Source organism: Pseudoalteromonas sp. XI10 (assembly GCF_001469895.1).
Lineage (GTDB): Bacteria > Pseudomonadota > Gammaproteobacteria > Enterobacterales > Alteromonadaceae > Pseudoalteromonas.
Genome location: NZ_LOPY01000043.1, coordinates 28,640 through 50,222 on the forward strand (window position 1 = coordinate 28,640; position 21,583 = coordinate 50,222).

Sequence of the window (21,583 nt, forward strand, 5' to 3'; positions counted from 1 at the left end):
GAGCTAGTTGCTCGGTTTTTTATTGTCAGTTTTACTTATTACTCGTTAATTTTAGCCTTAAGTGATTGTGCTTCTTCTTGCACTTCCTCTGGGCCATTGGCAATAACATCTTCAACGGCTTGCAGCGCTGAGTCAAAGTCGTCTATTTCGATATATGCCCGAGCTAAGTCCAGTTTTGCTGAGTAACCACCACTTTCGGCATCAACATCAGTTGGGTTATCGCCTGCTAGTAAGTCATTAAAATCACTCAGTCCTACATCCATATCAACCTCATCATAAGGTTCGTGGTCGAGTGCTTCATCGTCACTTTGTTCAAGTAATGAATCAATATCTACAAACTCATCCGTTGAAGTAGTTTGTTGCTCCTCGGCATCTAATGCCTGTACTTCAGGTTCAACTGGCTGTTCGCTTTCACCCTGTAAGTCTTCATTTAATAGTGCATTAAAATCAACATCGAACTCACTGGCATCAGCAATATCAGCTTCATCTGGCTCTGCTAATTCATTTAACAGCGCATCAAAGTCTGTTTGAGTAAGGTCAGCCATAAAATCATCATCGATTTCATCGTCTGACAGCTCACTTAAATCAGCCTCGTCAGCTAAATTAGACTCGATATCAGCTAATGTTTGCTCAGCTTCTACGGCATCATCAAGTTCAATATCGTCCAATTCGAATTCAGGGAACTCCTCTAATTCGTCTTGGCTATCAGCCACCTCATCGTCAATTGGCGCTTCGCTCGTTAACTCTGTTGTGCCTTCACTCTGTGATTGATCCGATAAGTCGTCCTCAGGATCAAGAATATCATCTTCTGTAAATTCATTATCAAGCAAGATCTCATCATCAAAATCATCGTCTAGCTGATCAAGCTCATTACCCGTTGCTAATGAATTGGCAAGGTCTTGCTCTGCCTGACTTAACTGTAATGGTGCATCTTCATCTAACTCACTAGAAGTGCCTTCATCAGATTCATCCAATTCAAAACCTGCTTCATCTAACTCAAGCTCTGGATACTCTTCCAACTCTTGGCTAGGAGTCACTGTATCTTGCTGTAATGGCTCTTCGTCGGCGGTTAAATCAAATTCATCAGTTAGGTCTTCATCTGCTAGCGGATCGTCGCCTAAATCAATTTCAACTTCTTCTATGTCTTGCTCTGGTTCGTCTATTGACCAGTCTGGTGCTTCGACATAATCATCTTCTTCGCCAATTTCATTTAATAACTCATCGACACTTTTCAGTGACGGATCATCAAACTCGTCAAGGCTATCATCTTCATCTAATAGCTCATCGCTATCTTCATTAAACTCTTGACTAAGCGCTTCATCGATATCAACTTCATCCGTATCATCAACCAACTCTGATGCAATCGATTCAACATTCATGTCATCAACCGCTTGATCAGCATCGGCTAAATCTTCTAACGACTCTTGTAGATTCTCATCATGCTCTGCACTGTCATTCTGTTCATGACTTAAATCTGATATCTGTGCTTCAGTGTCTTGCTTCAGCTCATTTGTTTGCTGAATAAGCTCTTCAAGCTCATCATCAACGTCAGAGTCCTGCTCATCACTAGTGTCTTCATCAAGTAATGAGTCAATATCTGCTACATCGAGTTCATCGTCTTGCTCAGCATTGTCATCAATATCTGAACTACTTTCATCTGTTAACTCAGGTTCTTCTGACTCTACATCAACCTCATCAAGTAGTGAGTCGATTTCATCAGTATCAAATTCATCGCTTAAATCATCCGTAATAGGCTCTTCGGTAAGCTCTTCAACAGGTTCTTGTTCTGGCTCTTCCTGCGCTTCATCCAATAATGAGTCGATGTCATCGACATCTAAATCATCATCAAGCTCATCTTCGTCAATTAAATCGTCTGCACTAGGTTCTTCAATTGACTCTTCAACCAGCTCTTCAGGTTCAGGCTCTTCTTGAGCTTCATCTATTAGTGAGTCGATGTCATCAACATCTAGTTCTTCTGCAAGCTCTTCAGGCTGCTCCTCTACAAGCTCCGTTTCAGGTTCTTGCTCAAGTTGTGCCTCATCTAGCAATGAATCAATGTCATCAACATCTAGTTCGTCATCAAGCTCGTCTTCGTCGATTAAATCGTCTGCACTAGTTTCTTCTGCAAGCTCTTCAGGCTGCTCTTCAACAAGATCGGCTTCAGGTTCTTGTGCTTCTTCAGACTCAGGCTCTTCCTGTGCTTCATCTAATAATGAGTCGATGTCATCAACATCTAGGGCATCATCAAGTTCGTCTTCGTCGATTAAATCGTCTGTGCTTGGTTCTTCTACAAGCGCTTCTGGCTGCTCTTCAACAAGTTCCGCTTCAGGCTCTGCTTGTGTCTCATCTAGTAATGAATCAATATCATCATCAAGCTCGTCTTCATCGATTAAATCATCTGCGCTTGGCTCTTCTACAAGTTCTTCAGGCTGCTCCTCAACAAGCTCCGCTTCAGGCTCTGACTCTGTCTGAGCTTCATCTAATAATGAATCAATGTCATCGATATCGAGGGCATCATCAAGTTCGTCTTCGTCGATTAAATCGTCTGCGCTAGGTTCTTCTGCAAGCTCTTCAGGCTGCTCCTCAACAAGCTCCGCTTCAGGCTCTGCTTGTGTCTCATCTAATAATGAATCAATGTCATCGACATCTAAATCATCATCAAGCTCATCTTCGTCGATTAAATCGTCTGCGCTAGGTTCTTCTTGAACTTCATCTAATAATGAGTCAATGTCATCAACATCTAGCGCATCATCAAGATCATCGCTTTCTAATGCATCGTTAGCTTCAGCGGCTGGCTCTTCTGTTTGTGCATCATCAATTAAGCTGTCGATATCGAAATCATCTTCATCGATGAGCTCATCCGCGCTTGGTTCTTCGGCTGGCGCTTCTTCTTGAGCTTCATCTAACAGCGAGTCAATGTCATCAACATCCAGCGCATCATCAAGATCATCGCTTTCTAATGAATCATTAGCTTCGGCTGCTGGCTCGTCTGTTTGCGCTTCATCAATTAGGCTGTCGATATCGAAATCATCTTCATCGATGAGTTCAGCTTCAACGTTAGTTGTTGAGGCATCATTATTTTCATCGAGTAAGTCATCAATATCGTCTAGGTTTACATCTTGATTAGAATCCGTGTTGTTTTGCTCATCAATTAAGCTATCAATGTCAAAATCATCTTCAGCGTCATCTTCTGCAAGCTCTTCACTAAGCGCTGCCATTTCATCATTGGCGTTATCTAACGAGTCATCTTCATCAGTATCAAATAGGTCATCAATGTCATCAGCACTTAAAATATCACCCGATGAATCTGCTTGAGGCTGCTCACTATCTAGGTCAATTTCATCACCTAAACTGTCGTCATCGGTTTGGTCGAAATCTTGCTGTAAAAATGCATCTAAATCATCATCGTCAGCACTACTTGAAGACTCATCATTAAACTCGATGTCATCACTTAATAAACCTTCTAGCTCATCTTGATTTAAAACACTGTCATCTTCATCAAAACTATCATCAATGCTGTCGTCAAAAATGATGTCATCATCAGGCAGCATGTCTTGTTCTAAGTCGTCATCTAAACGCACACTCAAGTCATCATTGTCTTCGACCGGATCGGGAACTAGCGGATCAGTTTCTATAACTGGTTCTAAATCATCATCAGCATCATAACTTGGGCTTTGAGGTAAAAATTCATCGTCATCGCTTGCATCTGTATCATCATTGGCGCTGTTGCGTTTTTTCATAAACATCACAACGGCTGCAATGATCAGTAATGCAGGAATAAACATTAATGCACCGAGAACAAATGGGTTGCTCAGTAAACTCGAAAAACTAAACCCACTGTCCTCTTCAATCTTTTTTGCTTTTTGCTGCTCTATGATTTCATTTTGTTTAGTGATCAGTTCTTTCAGCTGCTTTTGAATTTCACTGTCTTGGCCAAGTTGATCGCGAACGGTTTCAAGCTCTTTAGAAATACCGCTTAGTTGCTTTTTGAGCTTGTTGTTCTCAGCTAAGATTTCTTCAACATTTTCAACCGACGATTTAAACTGTTTTTGAAGCTCTACTAGCTGCGTGCCCTGCTCTGTTTTAATGGTGTTGATTTCTTGCTTAAGTTCTTGTTTTGCTTCGTCTACATCAACTTTACGGGCTTGAGTTACTTTCTTTTGCGATTCATTAATTTCAGCTGTAGTCAGCATACCGTTTTTCTTTTTTTCCCACAGCTCATCATCTTGTTCAGAGCGGGCTTTTGCTAGTGCCGGGTTGACCGCACGCATTTCTGCAATGGTTGGAATTTTTAGATATGCGCCATCACGCATATGATTTAGGTTTTGATCTAAAAATGACGATGGGTTTTTGTCATACAGAGCTTGCATGACCTGATAAATACTTACAGAGTTGTCAGGGCGAATTTTAGCGGCAATACGCCATAATGTATCGGTCGGTTTAATTGGACCAATAGAGCGCCCCTGCGCACCGTAATCGACACCTTTAGGGCCTTTAAGTGTGGTGCCTTCATCAGAGTATGTCGGTGTTACCACCAATGCAGACGCTAATATGAAGAGTGTTGCTAAACCGCGCATGCTGATCCTTTATGTTTTAAATGTTAACGCAGCAACCTTGGTTGCTTAAACATCAAGTAATTCTTGCAGAATTGATTCTTAATTATGTTTTCTTGCAAGCTCTATTCCAGCTGCAAACTATAACTTAGTTGCCTTGCAATATCTATTGCAACACCTTGATAGTAAATAGCTTAAATAATAGCGGCTGAGAGGCTTTTTTATTGTTATCGTTAAGTTTATACGCTTTTACAGCGTATGCGGCAATAATTTGGCAGTGAATTCACAAAAAAAGCGGCAAATTGCCGCTTTTCTTAAATTTAGCTCAGCCTAAATCATCAGATTTATAAATAATTTGCGATAAGCTCTTCAGCAATCTGCACACTATTTGTTGCCGCACCTTTGCGCGTATTATCGCTAACAACCCACATGTTTAAACCATGCGGGTGCGAAATATCAGCACGTAAACGACCCACGTATACAGTATCGTTACCACTTGCATCTGATACTGCTGTTGGGTAATCGGCTAAGTCTTCAATAAACTCTACACCAGGTGCATCGTTTAATAGCTGCTTCACATGTTCGATATCTACTGGCATACGCGTTTCAATATTAATCGCTTCACTGTGGCCAAAGAACACGGGAACACGAACACAGGTAGGGTTAACCACAACACTGTTATCACCTAAGATTTTTTGTGTTTCGTTGACCATTTTCATTTCTTCGCGGGTATAACCGTTATCTTCAAAGCTGTCGATTTGTGGGATCACATTAAAAGCAATTTGTTTAGGGAAAACGGCATTATCCATCGGGCGCGCATTCATTAAGTTTGCTGTTTGCTTAGCTAGTTCATCAACGGCTTCTTTACCCGCACCCGATACTGCTTGATAAGTTGATACGTTAATGCGGTCAATGCCATAAGCATCATAAATTGGCTTTAGTGCCACCAGCATTTGAATCGTTGAGCAGTTAGGGTTTGCAATGATGTTGCGGTTTCTGAAATCCGCTAAGCTTGATGCATTCACTTCAGGAATAATTAGTGGCACATCGTAGTCATTACGAAAGTGTGAGGTATTATCAATTACCACACAGCCTGCGTCCGCCGCAATCGGTGCGTATTTTTCAGAAACACTGCCGCCTGCTGAAAATAAACCAATGTGAGCTTGGCTAAAATCAAACTCTTCAACATCAATTACTTCAATGCTCTCACCGCGAAATTGAATTTCTTCACCAGCACTACGGCTGCTTGCGAGTAAAAATAATTGGTCTACCGGAAACTTACGATCTTCTAAAGTTTCGATAATCTGACGACCCACTAAACCTGTGGCACCTAATACGGCTACATTAAATTTTTGCGACATGTATTTTCCTCTTTTGAATAAAGCAAATGGCTTTATTCGTTAATTCTAAATCCCAGTGCAGCTAATGCGCCTTCACATGCACTGTTGGCAGCCACCGACAAAGTACTAAACTCGCGTCGTGGCGGGTAATTCTTGCGTAAACTATCAAAGCCTTCGCTTGCTAATTTACTTCGTAAAATGCCATCGTCGCGACGCACATCATAAATTAAGTGCACTAAGCGACCTATATCATCTAGGTTAAAGGTTTCACCTAGCGTGACAGAATGGCTAATTGGCTCTGGCAAAAAATCGTCCAGAGACTTAAGCGCTGCGATGCCTTCAAGCTCACATACTTTCTGATACAGCATTTGTGTACCGCGGGCTTTGCCTTCGAGTGTATGCCCTGCAATATGCACGCTGGCATAACGTACATAATCAAGCAGAGGTGTCAGTATATTGGGTTCGTTTTCCCAAACATCAAGCACACAATCTAATTTTGCGCCTTGCTCAAACAATGCTAACAATGCTTGGTTATTAATCACATCGCCACGGCTGGCATTAATAATGGTCATGCCTGGCTTAAGCGCCTTTAGGCGTTTTTCATCGAGCATGTGCAAGGTTTTATGTGGCCCTTGCTTAACTAAAGGCACGTGAAAGGTCACAATATCAGCTTGAGCAAGTAATGTGTCTAACTCAATATGCTCTGCAAGTTCACCGGCTTCATGCTTTGGAGGGTCACATAACAGTACATTCATACCAAGCAGGCTTAGCTTATCACGTAAACAGCTACCTATACTGCCAACACCCACTATACCGATAGTTTTGCCTTGTAATGAACTGGCATTTTCTTGGCTCAAGGCATACAAGCAACTAATAACATATTCAGCAACCGCCACGGCATTACAACCTGGTGCGCTGCTAAATGCGATATTTCGCTCAGCAAGTAACCCGGTATCAATGTGATCAACACCTATGGTTGCTGTGCCCACAAACTTTAATTTATCTGCTTGAGTGAGTAAGGCTTTATCTACATTAGTAACAGAGCGGGTTAACAAAATATCGACCCCGACTAGCTGCTCGGGTTGAAGATTACGGCCATCAAATCGCTCAACATCACCAAAATCGGCAAAGTACTGCTCAACCAATGGCATATTTTGATCTGCAAGAATTTTCATTTGTGTGTCCGAGAGGCAGAAAGTGGCGCTATTGTAGCGAATTTATCAGTATTCGGATAGGTAACAACTAAGACTTTATAACAAATGAAAAAGCCGAGCTATTGCTCGGCTTTAAGCAAATACTGGAGAGGTTTAACCTTTATATTTGCTCATTACTAATGTGGCATTAGTGCCACCGAAACCGAAGCTGTTAGACATAACTGTATTTAGTTCAACGTCTTTACGCTCAGTTACAATATTTAGACCTTCAGCTTGCTCATCTAGTTCATCAATGTTGATAGATGGAGCAACAAAGTTATGCTCAAGCATTAATAGCGAGAAGATTGCTTCATGAACGCCTGCTGCACCTAGAGCGTGACCTGTCATCGCTTTGGTTGCACTGATCATTGGCGAGTTACCACCAAATACTTCTTGAATAGCGCCAAGCTCTTTCACATCACCAACAGGTGTTGAAGTACCGTGAGTATTTAAGTAATCAATACCGCCTTCAAGATCTTGCATTGCTTGCTTCATACAACGTACAGCGCCTTCACCTGATGGAGCTACCATGTCGTAGCCGTCAGACGTTGCACCGTAACCAGTGATTTCTGCATAAATGTGCGCGCCACGAGCAAGTGCATGCTCAAGCTCTTCAACAACAACGATACCGCCACCGCCAGAGATAACGAAACCGTCACGGTTTGCATCGTATGTACGTGATGCTTTCTCTGGTGTTTCATTGTACTTAGTAGACAATGCACCCATTGCATCGAATTCCATTGCTAGCGTCCAGTGAAGCTCTTCACCACCACCTGCAAAAATTACGTCTTGCTTGCCTAATTGAATTTGCTCAACCGCGTGACCGATACAGTGTGCAGATGTAGCACATGCAGAGCTTAGTGAGTAGTTAACACCTTTAATTTTAAATGGTGTTGCAAGACACGCCGAAGTCGTACTCGCCATAGTACGTGGTACCATGTAAGGACCAACACGTTTTACGCCTTTTTCACGTAAAATGTCAGCCGCTTCAACTTGCCATTTAGATGAACCACCACCTGAACCCACTAATAAACCAGTGCGCTCGTTTGAAACTTGATCTTCACTAAGGCCAGCATCTGCAATCGCTTGCGACATTGAGATATAAGCGTATGCAGCAGCATCTCCCATAAAGCGCATTGCTTTACGATCAACAAACTCTTTAACATCAATATCGATTTTGCCAGATACGTTACTACGTAGGTTGTAGTCAGCAAACTCTTGGTTGAACGCGATACCACTACGGCCTTGTTTTAATGATTCTAATACTTCTTCTTTGTTGTTACCGATGCTTGAAACAACACCGATGCCCGTAATAACGGCTCTTCTCATGGGTAATTACCTTAGCTCTATACTAAATTGTGTTCTATTTTACGCTGAAATTACTTTCGAAGTGGTCAGCTTTCTAGCGTACACATGTACTCTGAATGTCTAGCTTATAAATAACGCCAGACTATTTCAAAGAAAACACGTAAAATAATGAAAAAAGTTTGTAGTTAATTAGTTAAACCATGATCAAAAACGCACATATTCATTTTAATCACCTTGGTACCCCTGTCGCCGATCAGTTTGACGATGTTTATTTCTCTAATGACGATGGCTTAGCCGAATCACATTATGTGTTTTATCAACAAAACCATATCCCGCAACGATTACAAAATCATGACCGTAACCACTTTGCGATTGCTGAAACAGGCTTTGGTACGGGGCTTAACTTTTTAAATACCTGGCAGCACTATGCTGCCCACCTTGATAGGCAGCATGCAGAGCAAGAAGTTCAAAATCAACCCGACCATAGTGGTAAAAAAAGTGTTACCCGCTTGCACTTTATCTCTTTTGAAAAATTTCCTATTAAGCGTGATGACCTTGCTCAAGCACTCAAAGCCTGGCCTAGTTTAAGCAAGTATAGTGAGCAACTAATTGCTCAATACCCAATTAATTTGGCTGGCTGTCATCGCCTTGAATTTGCAGGCGGCAAACTAATACTCGACCTTTACTTTGGTGACGTACAAGACAGTATTGACGCCATGAGCTACCCAAGCGAAGGGGTTGTTGATGCGTGGTATTTAGACGGCTTTGCACCAAGTAAAAACCCAGATATGTGGCAACAGAGTTTGTTCAACAAGATGCGTGCTATCTCAAGAGCAAATGCTACACTCGCCACTTTCACTGCCGCAGGCTTTGTCAGAAGAGGGCTAATCGAAGCCGGCTTTAGCATGAGTAAAGCAAAAGGCTATGGTAAAAAGCGCGAGATGCTGATTGGCGAGCTCACTGAGCCTAATGAGCAACAATCAGGGCCTGCGTATTTTGCACATCAGCAAAGTGAATTGAGTAATGTGGCTGTTATTGGCGGTGGTATTGCCAGTAGCAGTGTACTGTATTCACTGGCAAAAAGAGGCCTAAAAGCCACGCTGTTTTGCCAAGATGAAGCGCTTGCCATGGGCGCTTCTCACAATGTACAAGGGGCTGTGTATCCGCATTTACAAGCGAAAAATTCACCACACAGTGAAATGTTCGCCCATAGTTTTTTATATGCGATGCGTCTATACCAACAATTACTTAATGATGGTTTTGACTACCCTCACCAGTGGTGTGGTGTATTACAACATGCGGTTAAACAAGGCCTAGCTGATAAACATCAAAACCTTGCTGAAAAAGAACTTTGGCCAACTGAATTAATGCGTAATGTAAGCGCCGAAGAAGGCGACGAAATTGCCGGTGTAGAAACGGGCTACTCAGGTGTATTCTTTGCAAAAGGTGGCTGGGTAAATCCACCAGCCCTTGTTACAGCTCTATTTAATGCGGCAAATTCGTTAACTGCCACTACCAATAATAAAATGGACAGTCACTTTAATTGCCATATTGAAAAGCTCGAAAAAACCGCTGATGGCTGGTTGCTACACAGCAAAGAGCAAACTTTCGGGCCATTTAGCGATGTGATTAATTGTGCAGGTGAACACAGCGATCAGTTTAGCCAAACTCAAGCGCTACCTGTTGTTGGTGTGCGCGGCCAAGTCTCGCATGTGCAAGCAAGCGAGCAGTCAAAACGCCTAAAGACCGTGCTTTGCCACAAAGGCTATTTTACTCCTGAATATCAGGGCCATCATTGCATGGGCGCAACCTTTGAAAAAAACTCAAAAAGCCGTGAAGTTAAAGAGCAAGACAACCACACTAATCGCGAACAACTATTAAACTTTTACCCCAACTGCGAGTTTGCCAATAGCTTAGGTGAAATAACTGCAGCGAAAGCAGCGGTTAGATGTACCTTCATCGATCATCTACCTATGGCAGGTGAATGGGCTGAACAAAGTGATTATGTAAGCGCGTTTGCTAATCTACGCTTAGGTAAGCGTTATCAGTACCAAACGTTAACGAAACCTCAGCAAGGCTTGCATGTACTCACAGGCTTTGGTGCAAGAGGCCTGTGCAGTGCCCCTTTATGTGCTGAACATTTAATTGCTTGTTTAAACAATGAGCCAAGACCATTTAGCGAACGCGTGAGTCAGGCTATTCACCCCGCCCGCTTTATTGTTCGTGACCTAATTCGTAATAAAATTTAAAGGGGCTAAAAAGCCCCTTTTGATTGTTAATTACCTAATCGCTCAACTAGCTCTACGCGCCGATTTAGCTGACGACCCAAATCATTTTTATTATTGGCAGCTGGCGCATAAGGGCCTACGCCATAACCAATTAAACGCGACTCTTTAATGCCGTATTGACTCACGAGCGCTTTAACAACCGCTTTTGCTCGTTTAGATGACAACCCTAAATTATATTCTGGGCTCCCTTTGTCATCTGTATGACCAACAACGTACAAATTTAAGCTATTATTTTTATTTAAAACATCCGCAATCACTTTTAATGACTCTGCTGACTCAGGTTTAATGTCTGATTTATCATGGTCAAAGTAAATGCCATAAATGGCTGCTTTACCTTTTTGCTCTAGCTGCTTTAACACCTGGTCCGGATTGGTTTTAACTAAATCTCCTTGTAAAGGCTCTGTTCGAATTATAACAAGCTGCACTCGCGTAGTGCCTTGGTAATTACCCACAAAAAATGCGACATAGGTTGTTTGATTTTCTGTGGTGCTTTTCATTAACTGATAACGCGGCTGACGATAATAGTTATAAACTTGTTTTACCGACAAGTGATCACCAAGTGCTTGTATTGCCTTACGGTCGTCACCACATGCTTGACGTTCGCAACTAAATACCGTTTCAAAGCCTTCTTTTGTTAAGGCAGACACATAGTTATGAAAAACCTTAAGGGTTGATACTTTTCTAATTTCATAAGTAATACGAGTGATATCACCTGTCACATCTTCAACAGGTAGCGCTTTATTTTTACGGTTGAATATTCCTGTTGGTAGTGAAAATTCTTCGTAATCAATTTGCTCAAAGGCTTCAATAAAACTACCAGGATAACGGCTAAGTAATGGGTGATCGCTTGAGCCTCTAATATCGTCTTTAGGTGCTTTGGTAACAGGATTTGTTTGCTGTTTTGCAAAAGCAGCTGTATTGGCTTTTATCAGACCTGTTTCAAGCTCTTTAATCGCAATTGAGCTACTCATAACACGCGTTTTACTGTTGTACTGGCCAACAAATAACGACACGGCAAACTCAGGCTTTTCACCTTTAGTAGCAAGAAGATAATATGGCTTACGATGATAATTATAGAGCTGAAAGTAACCGACTTCCTCTGCAAAATCACAGCTGTCACCGCAAGCATCTAGCTGGCAAGAGTAAACAATATTAAAACCATCAGTGAGTAACGCGTGTTTATAGTTTTCAAATACTTTGAGAGTGGCAACATTGTTTATTTCATACAATGTGTGGTTTACATCGCCAATAAAGTCTTTGTAACTAAATCTCTCTAATGTCTTTTTACTGCCATCAAACTGACTCATTAACTGTGTCTGTTCGCCACTGAGTTTAACCGACTTTTCAACCTCACTATTTGGATAAGGTGATAGCCATTGATTAGCAGATACTGCATTGCAAAATACCAATGTTACCAACCCTAAAAGTTTAATAAATATTTTCACTTTAAGTCCTTTTAATTGAGTTTGTACCTAATTCAATACTATGCCAAATAATACTTTTTTATTCAAAGTTTGCTTGTACCCCTTTAAAAATAAATCCACACCCCAAGGTCGTTAGTTACACAGCAATTAGAAGGAGTTTGATATGAAAACCTTAATCATTGGCGCAACGGGCCAAATAGGTAAAATGACCACCGAAAAAATGCTGGCAAGTGGTCATGACGTAGTGGCTCTAGTTAGAGACAAAAGCAAACTGAGTACACTTGAAAGTAATAATTTAACGATTGTAGAGCAAGACCTCGAAAACGATTTTAGTCGTGCCTTCGAAGGGGTTGAGCAAGTGATTTTTAGCGCGGGTTCTGGCGGCGCTACGGGTGCAGATAAAACCTTATTAATTGATTTATGGGCCGCTGTTAAAGCGATTAATTATGCGGTTGATGCCAAGGTTAAGCACTTTATAATGGTGAGCTCAATCGGTGCTGATGCCCCAGATAATATTGAAAGCAGTATAAAACCGTATTTAGTTGCAAAGCACATGGCTGACCAACATTTAATCAGTAGCGAGTTAAATTACAGCATTGTCAGACCTGGCACGCTATTAAATGATGCAGCAACGGGGCTATTAACCACCACGCGCCCTGCAACCCGCCAAGATGCGGTGATCAATCGTGAAGATGTAGCAGATACCCTGCTATACCTTGCTGAACATACACCGCAAAAACCGCAAGTGTTTGAATTGTTTAATGGTGATAAGTCAATCGACAGCCTTCTGAACGATTGATTAGGTATGAATACGTATGCATAAGAAATAAGATTGAGAAAGCGCGTAAAGCACTTTAGTTTATTGTTTACATAATAATAACAAAGGTGCTTTATGCGTCATTTTGCTTTCCTTTTTTGCTTTGCTTTTACGTCGGCTTGTTTTGCCGCACCGGTAAAAGTTCAAAGCTATAGTGGCGATACCTCACTTCCCCACAAATTACTGATCAGCGCCATCGAACGTGCTGGCTTAGAGTATGTTCACCCTTACGAAACCAATAAAGATATCTCTAATGCACGTATCTTAAACGATGTAAAAAACAACCAGCTTGATGTGATGTGGAGCATGACATCTACTCAGTTAGAGCAAGATTATCAAGCCGTTTATATTCCCTTGTTTCGTGGCTTACTTGGCATGCGAGTCGCGATTGTGAAAGCACAAAATCGCGAACTGTTTAGCTCAGTAACTAGCTTACAAGATTTAAAACGTTTTACCGCTGGGCAAGGTAAAACCTGGCCAGATACTAAAATATTAAAAGCAAATCAACTGCCTGTTGTTACTACATTAAAATACCCTAATTTGTTCCCAATGCTTGAAGGCGAGCGCTTTGATTACTTCCCACGCGGTGTTAATGAACCTTGGGATGAAATTGCCAATCACTCAGAGCTTAACCTCACTGTTGAGCCGCACTTGGTCATTAAGTACACCGCACCACTTTACTTTTTCGTCAACAAAAACAACCACACACTACTTAAACAGCTAAATGATGCCCTAAACGAGATGATTGCTGATGGCACATTTAACGCCATGTTTTTGGCAGACAGCCAAGTACAAACGGTTTTATCAAAAGCCAACTTAAGCTCGCGTCGCCTTATTGAGCTAGATAACCCAACGTTATCGTCGAACACACCTAATAAAAATAGCCCTTTGTGGTTTAACCCATTTCAATGAGCGCACAATGAAATCATTAAAATATAAAATGACCTTGGCACTGTCTTTGTGCCTTTTACTGAGCGTTATCTTCGTGATCAGCGCAAACTACCTGCTGGCAAAGTCGAGTCAAACACAGCAATGGCAAGACGACATCACTGCCCTTAATGAGCAAATGCAGGTTATTTTAGCCGAGCCGGTATTCTCTTATGATGAGCCGTTAATCAATCAGATTATTAAAGCCTTTTCGCAAAACAAACATGTACATAGCATTTCAGTGACAGATCATCGCAATAAGCCACTGGCCGCTATCACTAAACAAAGCAATAACGCATCGGTTAGCAAAACTATTGATTTGCACTATTTAGATAATTTAATTGGTCACATAAAAATTGGTTACTCACAAAAAGCACTGCATAGCACTATTGCTGAGTCGACACGCACCATGTTTATTACCTTGCTGGTCTCTTTTATCGCCTTGGGTGCGGTGATTATTTATATCGTGCGGCTATTAGTGATAAAACCAATCGATAGCGTAAATAGCCTTGTTGATGAAATTGTCAAAGGCGAAGGCGACCTTACAAAACGTATTAGCTATCAATCTAATGATGAAATAGGCTATTTGGTCGATGGTTTCAATCGATTTATAGCGCAAGTGCAAGAAATCATTACTGAGCTAGGCAGTACAGCCAGTGAGCTTGAAATGATAGCCAGCACAGTAAACGAAGCATCTGTGCGCTCTAAAAACGAAGCCGAGCTTGAATATAATCGCACTGATTCAGCAACCAATGCGCTTAGTCAGTTAAGTGAAGCAACCAAAGAGATTGCGCAAGGGGCTAATCAAACTGCACAGCAAACAACCGACGTACATCGCTTATGCCAACAAGGCGAACAAAATATGAATGCCAATGGCAACATGGTTGACGAATTAGCTGCACAACTCGACCATACTTCAAACGTAGTTAAACAACTAAACGCCAGCAGTAACGAAATCAGCCAAGTGCTCGATGTTATAAAAAGTATTGCCGAGCAAACCAATTTACTGGCTCTAAATGCTGCTATTGAAGCGGCTCGTGCAGGTGAATCTGGTCGTGGCTTTGCTGTGGTAGCCGATGAAGTAAGAGCGCTTGCTAGTAAAACCTATGATTCAACGTCTGAGATTGAGTCGATTATTGTATCGCTACACAACAATACCTCTGATTGTGTAACCGCAACGGAGCAAAGTAAGTCACTCAGCGATAAAGTGAGCCAAGCGAATCAAAAAAGCCAAGCGGTGTTTAAAGATATTGCTAAACAAATCAATACCATTAATCAAATGAACGAAAGCGTGGCAGCAAGCTCTGAAGAGCAAACCAGTGTGACCGCTGATATCTTAAATACCATGCAGCTCATTAACCAAGGCGCTAAGAGCCTATCGCAAGAAGCTCAGCACCTCGATAACACCATAGGCCAACTCAATGAATTAGAACGCGGCATCGTTGCCAAACTGGGTTTGTTTAAATACTAAAAGCCATAATTCCCTGCCACGCAAGTTGCAGGGAAAGCACCGTTAACACTAAACGAAAAATCTTTTTAAATTTATCTGACGAAATGCGGTGCAGTAACTTAAGGCCAAGCCAAGTACCTAAAGCACCGCTCAATATCATGAGCATAACCAGCGGCAACCACTGCCAAAATGCAAAGCCCACAGCCCCATATAAAATCGCTTTTAAGGTATGTTGTACTGTCATGCAGCTTGAGAATGTGGCGGTAAATTTAAGCTTATTATAATTATTTACATATAAGCAGCTGCCAACCAATGGCCCACTTGCCCCTACAAACATCGAGATAAACGTGGTCCAAAGCCCAGCGAGAACACGCCATAACTTTGAGGTTTCTCTGAGCTTTGGCGTCACACCCCACAGTAAATAAAGCACAAAGGCAGCGACCACTATTTTCATTAATTCAAGGGGAATTGATGTGACAATCGTTGAGGCAACCAGCGCACCTAAGACTCCCCCTAAAGAGAAGTACACAAACATAGCACCATCAATATGTTTAAACGTGAACAAAAAGCGGTTTGCGTTAGAGCCTAACTGCACTAACCCATGGACAGGGATAACCACACTCATAGGAAGCATAGATGCCATGATCACCAGCAGCATTAAGCCGCCACCCGCACCAAAAGCCGCTGAAATCATTGAAGTAAAGCCCGCAACCACAATGAGCATTATAGTGCTGATCGGACTTAATAAATCTCCACCCAAAAACTGCCAACTGATCAAATCCATTGTTACGCTTTAAATAGTGTGTTTGAGCTAACGCTATCATGACTCACAATTATTAGCGACAATTCGAAAAACCCTTTCGACTAAAAGACCATATCAACCAAAAGAGAAGTGCCCCTAAATTCACAACTGGTCAGACTTGTGGTTTATTTTGTTAAACCTATGGGTTATAACTATGCCCACAACACAATAAAATTAAAGGCAGAGCATGACACTGATGAATGTAAGTACACAAGGATCTGTTGCTATCTTAACTATGACAACAGCTGAAAATCGCCATAACCCTGCTTTTGCAGAGGCTTTTTTAACTTGCCTTGACGAAATCGAACGTAACCCTGAACACAAAGCACTGGTGATCACTTCAAGCAGCGAAAAATCATGGAGCTTGGGCATAGATACAGATTGGCTTATGCCCGCATTAAAAACACAAAAATTTGCTGAAGTAAGTGGCTTTATGCACTCTATGGATGCGGTATTTAAACGCCTATTACTCTTCCCAATGCCAGTAATTGCAGCAATTAATGGCCACGCTTTTGGTAATGGCGCCATTTTATCGTGCGCTTGTGATTTTAGATTTATGCAAAGCGACCGTGGTTTTTTCTGCTTCCCAGAAGTTGATTTATCAATCCCGTTTTTACCGGGCATGCTCGCCTTTATTAAAAAAGCCATACCAGACTATCGTTTTAACGAAATGATGCTAACGGGCCGCCGCGTTACCGCAGGCGAACTCGCCACGGATCATGTTATTGAACAAGCCTGCCCAAACAACGAAGCTTTATTTAATACCGCCCTCGAATTTGCCAGCCAATTCGATAAAAAACGCGCGATTTTCGCCGAGCACAAAAAGCGCCTACACAAACACATCATCGACACCATTGACATAGAAAACAAACCGATTATTGATGCCGTTCAGTTGGTTGTTTAGGAAAAACCTCTAAGTATCTGTGCTTAGAGGTTCTTTTATATAACTTCACATCGTTTATATAATAACACTTATAAAACACCAAGAATAATAACAACTATTAAAAGCTTAAACTTGCACATTATAAAAAAAGACCTAATATATTATTTTAAATTCGAAGTTTAAATTTAAAATAATATAAATAAAATTCATTATATTCAAAATAAAAGCATACACTTTTTTATTAGGCAAAGGAGAATGCTCATGAAGTTTATTACATTTATTTTATCTATTTCAGTTCTAGCTGGATGCACCTCACATACTAAAATTCCTGATACATTAGCTGAGAAACAAACATCATATAGTTACATACCATTTGATCCATTACCTGTACAGACTCAAGATGGGGCTAGTTGTTCTCCCGAAGATAACGAACTTAAATTTAAAAATAAAGAAATTGTATTGCGCAATTTAAAAGATTCATTTCCTGATCAAACAGTTCGTTTAGCTGTTGCTGAATTTACATCTGATGGGACACTTAATTTTGGCCCATCAACAATTGGTTATGAAGGTCGCTCTTATCAAGTTATTATTGACTATGCAAATACAGACACCGCAAAGGGTAGCTTTTTAGTTAAAAGAGAAATATCCGGCCAAATACCAGATGTAAAATGGTGGGGAGCCGATGATACTAGCCAAACTTACGAAAAAGGCCAACCCCTAAAATTATTTGAACACGTTCCAGATAATGTAATATCTAATTATAAAGTTATAGTTAATCCGAATGATGGATTATTTTCAAAGGCAAAAGAAAACAAAGAGCTAAAATCACTTTTTGATTTATTAGGCAACGATATTAAGAACTATGAACTCGTGAATTTGCCAGTATATGTAGGAGTTGGGTTAAGGCTCACTGCGACTATTAATGTCTTAAATGGAAATGTTAATTTGTCTGGTTTACCTGCAATCGCAGCTGAAGCAAAAGCTGGAAACTTAACAGGTACTTTAGTTGTTCAAACACTGGGAGCTACAGGTGAGCTAGTCTCTGCTAATTTACCTTTACCAAGCGAGTTAAATCAAACAACTATTCAAAATTCGATTTTATCACTCGGCTCGATAAAAGCTTTGCTCCATGACGAGAATATTAGAATAACACCCAGAGTAATCGGCATCTATAACCCAATAGGCGGAGGTCAAAGTTTTGTTAATAAAATTATTTCAGCCTTAGCATCTGTAAGGTTAACATGGTATCAGCCCTGTGATGCCATCGATAAAAAGTCATAAATAATGCTATCTACTATTTCTATACTTTAGACAATAAAAAAGGCCGCTCTGAGAGCAGCCTTTTTCATATTTGGTGGAGCTGGGGGGATTTGAACCCCCGTCCGAAAAGCCTCGACCTTTGGTACTACATGTTTAGTATCGTCTTTTAGTTAACCTTATACAGCTCGGACGAACACGATCTGCAAAGGCGAGGCCGCTTAGTTTTAGCCCTTCAACCCCGGCCAGGGTTTCCGTAGCGAGTCCGTGTAGGGTGACACTTCAGAACCGGGTCCACAGACATACACCGGAGAAGTGCTAGCGGGCTATTATGCCGCTAGAGCGTAGTTATCGTCGTTTGCGATTACTTTAAATTGCGGCTTTTTTACGAGGCCAACCGCACCTCGACATGCACCTCGGGCGTCTTGAATTCCGTCGAATCCTAATCAGCCCCGATTTTGTCATAAGACATAAATCTTAGAATACTTTTCTATCGCCAGCAAAGCTAGTGATGTTGCGGATTGTAGCGGTATTATATTGGTTTGACAACCCTTTTTCATTTTTATCTTTTCTACTGCTTTAATCAATAATGACAGGCATGTTAAGCATATTCCCGCCAAGGCAAAACTATAGAGTAGCTAAGAATTAAAATTTAAATGAAGTAAGTTAATGTGCTTAAAAATCAACTACTTTACTTTATGTCAGATTTATGAAACTTTACTATCATAGCTTACTAATTAAGCAAAATAGTTAGAAGTCTTGCCCCTAAGGCTGTAAAAAAGCGCTCTATCTTTCTGACAGAGCACTTTTAGTACTTATATTTAAATCACTTATGTCAAGTTTTTCGTTTAACTAATAACAAAAGACCAGTAAGGAAAATTAATAAATAAGCCATAGAACCTCCAGATGACTCCTTCGTATCATTTGGTTGTTCAACAGCATCAACATTTAAAATCTTTACTTCAAAAAAAGTGCTCACAACCATATCTCCGTCAGATACAGTAACTTTAACAGTAATATTCTCTGTTGTGGTTACATCATTAGAAATTACATTTAATACAGAGTTATTGAAATCAAATTTAAGTAGATTTTTGCCTGAAGTGATCTCTGCCTCCGTAAATATATCATCTCCATCAGGGTCGAATACAACTAAGGGAATTGACAATGAGCTTCTTTCATTGATTGTTTGATTAGAAATACTCTCTATTTCAGGTGCTTCGTTAACTTGTTTTACTATTACAGTTATAGGTAGCTCTACTGTATAAAATTCATCAGTAACAGTTAGTTTAAACTCTAAAGTTTCATCTTGACTAACATTTGGAGCGATGAACTCTAACACTCCATCATTACCCGTTAATTTTACCTCTGAACCGGAAGTTTGCTCCAAAGCAAACTCTATCATCCCATTTTCTGGATCAAAAGCTTCCAATTGATGTGTAAATGTATTTTGTTCATCAACTTCAAAGTTTAAGGTTTCATCATTTATAATTGGCGCTTGATTTTCAAGAACAAATGAAGCGAATACTCTTGCAATACGGGAGTCTTTTAAATTAAGGTCTAATTGACTACCATCTTTAAATATTATCACTACGCAGTCATCATTTTCAGTTAAGCCCTTACTATAGTCAGAAGAACCAACTTTTGGACACATTCCATCGTTAGATATAGCTGACATCAAATATTCATTGCTGGTTTCAATAAACTTTACCCAACCTGATTCAGTATAAGTATATAAAGAAGTGTTACTTGTTACAGCTTGACCTCTAGGTAACTTAAGTTGAATTGACCAATAATCAGTAGTTTTGTTATCTTTTGCACTTAGAGTTAATTCAAATGCATTCGAAATAATTTCATTCACTATTTCAGGAAAATTCGTAGCTGAAAACTCATCTGCATCATCAAGCTCTAACGCGACGGACTTTGCTAACCCCTTATAAGTTTTGTTTACAAGCTCTCCAGTCTTAATAGAAGTATCTTCAGAAGTAGATATGAGTGTATCATTCCAAGAAATTATATTATCTGCATGAGATTCAGGGTCATAAAGGTCGACAATACCATCACCATCACTATCGCCTAACCCATCTACTAAATCCATAAGGCCATCACCATCAGTGTCAGATGTAGCCTCTAGTTCAGGAGCCTCATTATTAACATAAAACTTAATTTTTGAACCTGCCTCATACTTTTCAGACGAATTCAGTTCAATCAAGCTTAGGTTAAGAAATTGCTCCCCCTCATCAAGCAAAGATAAATCTATCGAATATGACGCTGGCGAATCAGCAAAAGAGGTTAAGTTTTCACCATTCAAAGATAATTTAAGGTCGTATTTAGTTAATCCTTCATCCTCTATGTCAAGTTTAAGAGTTGCCTTTTCATTACTCTTAAATACGACAGCTTCATATGCACCATTATATAAAGCTAGGTCTATTTTGGGCTCTAAATTATTGACGACTGATACAAAGATATCATTAACACCTTCAATATGAGCATTTTCGGCATTTAAAATTGAGATTGAATGTTTATCGTTTGTTAAAGGGGTTACTGTGAAATGACCTTCAGTACCTTCCTCAATAATCAAGCTATTTAATTCACTATCAAGAAAACCTGATGTTTCAAAATCAATTATGACCGGATATTCAGCAGCTTTTCCAGATAAATTAACCAAAACGTTCAGTGAAGTGTTATTCAAAACTTCAAGTTCATCAGCAACAGTTACCGCTGGAACAACTTTCAGCGGTACAAGAATTAAAGATGTAAGTTCATTTTCATTAAGTAATTGAATTTCAATTTCATGATTTCCACTAACTAAAGACAATTCAGATATTACGTCAAAGGATACCGTTGATTGTACGTAATTATTTATATGATTAGTTAGAACTTCTTCAACATCTGTATACATTCCTTTTGCATTAACACTAAGATATTCATTGAGCAAAGCCTCTTTAGATATAAACAAGTCGATATCTAGATCTTTATTATCACCTACCAAGTCACCATCTAAGTCTTGCCACTCTGTAGGATCTAATGGAAATGCATCTTCGGTATCTAAAAAACCATCATTATCATCATCTTCATCTTTATTATTACCGATACCATCAAGATCGGTATCTACAGACTCCGTTGAGTTTAATGGAAAAGCATCATTACCGTCTAATACACCATCGCCATCAGTATCAGGCGAATTTATATCTGTTCCTGCAAGTACTTTATCGGTATTGCTTAGTCCATCATTATCACTATCTCTCATATCATACAAATAGACAAAGGCGTCATCAAATAGTGCTAAATACCCCGTATCTCGCGATTTGCTTAACTCTACACGATAAACTAAGCTCACTGTT

General features: G+C 40.3%; 13 protein-coding genes and 1 other RNA gene. 6 read left to right on the forward strand and 8 right to left on the reverse strand.

Annotation, left to right across the window (positions count from 1 at the left end; genetic code table 11):
- Positions 1 to 38: 38 nt before the first annotated feature.
- From AUR67_RS11300 to fabB, 4 genes are all read right to left on the reverse strand, one after another.
- Positions 39 to 4,577: a FimV/HubP family polar landmark protein gene (locus tag AUR67_RS11300; RefSeq protein ID WP_058585344.1), complete on the reverse strand. Its 4,539-nt coding sequence runs from the start codon at positions 4,575 to 4,577 to the stop codon at positions 39 to 41.
- A 320-nt stretch (positions 4,578 to 4,897) separates the two neighbouring features.
- Positions 4,898 to 5,914 carry an aspartate-semialdehyde dehydrogenase gene (locus AUR67_RS11305; RefSeq protein WP_054551679.1) on the reverse strand — a complete coding sequence of 339 codons (1,017 nt, stop codon included), beginning with the start codon at positions 5,912 to 5,914 and terminating at the stop codon, positions 4,898 to 4,900.
- Between the two features lie 32 nt (positions 5,915 to 5,946).
- The gene (locus tag AUR67_RS11310) at positions 5,947 to 7,068 is read right to left on the reverse strand and encodes a 4-phosphoerythronate dehydrogenase (protein WP_058585345.1); all 1,122 of its coding nucleotides are present in this window, start codon (positions 7,066 to 7,068) and stop codon (positions 5,947 to 5,949) included.
- A 132-nt stretch (positions 7,069 to 7,200) separates the two neighbouring features.
- On the reverse strand, positions 7,201 to 8,415 hold the full coding sequence (gene fabB, locus AUR67_RS11315) for a beta-ketoacyl-ACP synthase I (RefSeq protein WP_054561838.1): 1,215 nt from the start codon (positions 8,413 to 8,415) through the stop codon (positions 7,201 to 7,203).
- A 179-nt stretch (positions 8,416 to 8,594) separates the two neighbouring features.
- Between fabB and mnmC the strand changes: the two genes are divergently transcribed.
- Positions 8,595 to 10,643, forward strand: coding sequence for a bifunctional tRNA (5-methylaminomethyl-2-thiouridine)(34)-methyltransferase MnmD/FAD-dependent 5-carboxymethylaminomethyl-2-thiouridine(34) oxidoreductase MnmC (mnmC, locus tag AUR67_RS11320; protein ID WP_058585346.1), 2,049 nt, complete (start codon positions 8,595 to 8,597; stop codon positions 10,641 to 10,643).
- 26 nt (positions 10,644 to 10,669) lie between these two features.
- Here the strand turns inward: mnmC and AUR67_RS11325 are convergent, their stop codons facing one another.
- Positions 10,670 to 12,127 (reverse strand): OmpA family protein, encoded by a 1,458-nt coding sequence (locus AUR67_RS11325; protein ID WP_152996522.1) that lies wholly within the window; start codon positions 12,125 to 12,127, stop codon positions 10,670 to 10,672.
- A 142-nt stretch (positions 12,128 to 12,269) separates the two neighbouring features.
- Here AUR67_RS11325 and AUR67_RS11330 point away from each other — a divergent pair, with 142 nt between their 5' ends.
- The 3 genes from AUR67_RS11330 to AUR67_RS11340 all read left to right on the forward strand — a co-directional run bounded on the left by AUR67_RS11330 (position 12,270) and on the right by AUR67_RS11340 (position 15,321).
- Complete coding sequence (locus AUR67_RS11330) at positions 12,270 to 12,905, forward strand: SDR family oxidoreductase (RefSeq protein ID WP_058585347.1); 636 nt, start codon at positions 12,270 to 12,272, stop codon at positions 12,903 to 12,905.
- A 93-nt stretch (positions 12,906 to 12,998) separates the two neighbouring features.
- Positions 12,999 to 13,835: a substrate-binding periplasmic protein gene (locus tag AUR67_RS11335; protein WP_058585348.1), complete on the forward strand. Its 837-nt coding sequence runs from the start codon at positions 12,999 to 13,001 to the stop codon at positions 13,833 to 13,835.
- Between the two features lie 7 nt (positions 13,836 to 13,842).
- A complete protein-coding gene (locus tag AUR67_RS11340) occupies positions 13,843 to 15,321 on the forward strand; it encodes a methyl-accepting chemotaxis protein (RefSeq protein ID WP_054561842.1) in 1,479 nt (492 codons plus the stop codon).
- Here the strand turns inward: AUR67_RS11340 and AUR67_RS11345 are convergent.
- On the reverse strand, positions 15,311 to 16,084 hold the full coding sequence (locus AUR67_RS11345; protein ID WP_054561843.1) for a sulfite exporter TauE/SafE family protein: 774 nt from the start codon (positions 16,082 to 16,084) through the stop codon (positions 15,311 to 15,313). The genes AUR67_RS11340 and AUR67_RS11345 overlap by 11 nt on opposite strands.
- 205 nt (positions 16,085 to 16,289) lie before the next feature.
- Between AUR67_RS11345 and AUR67_RS11350 the strand changes: the two genes are divergently transcribed.
- Together AUR67_RS11350 and AUR67_RS11355 are read left to right on the forward strand one after the other, a co-directional pair.
- On the forward strand, positions 16,290 to 17,006 hold the full coding sequence (locus tag AUR67_RS11350; RefSeq protein ID WP_058585349.1) for an enoyl-CoA hydratase/isomerase family protein: 717 nt from the start codon (positions 16,290 to 16,292) through the stop codon (positions 17,004 to 17,006).
- A 240-nt stretch (positions 17,007 to 17,246) separates the two neighbouring features.
- Positions 17,247 to 18,266, forward strand: coding sequence for a hypothetical protein (locus AUR67_RS11355; protein ID WP_058585350.1), 1,020 nt, complete (start codon positions 17,247 to 17,249; stop codon positions 18,264 to 18,266).
- Positions 18,267 to 18,337: 71 nt separating this feature from the next.
- On the opposite strand, the gene ssrA is transcribed toward AUR67_RS11355, so the two are convergent.
- Together ssrA and AUR67_RS21195 are read right to left on the reverse strand one after the other, a co-directional pair.
- Positions 18,338 to 18,696, reverse strand: a transfer-messenger RNA (tmRNA) gene (ssrA, locus tag AUR67_RS20795).
- A 381-nt stretch (positions 18,697 to 19,077) separates the two neighbouring features.
- A partial coding sequence (locus AUR67_RS21195) for a hypothetical protein (protein ID WP_161936940.1) occupies positions 19,078 to 21,583 on the reverse strand: 2,506 nt, incomplete at its 5' end.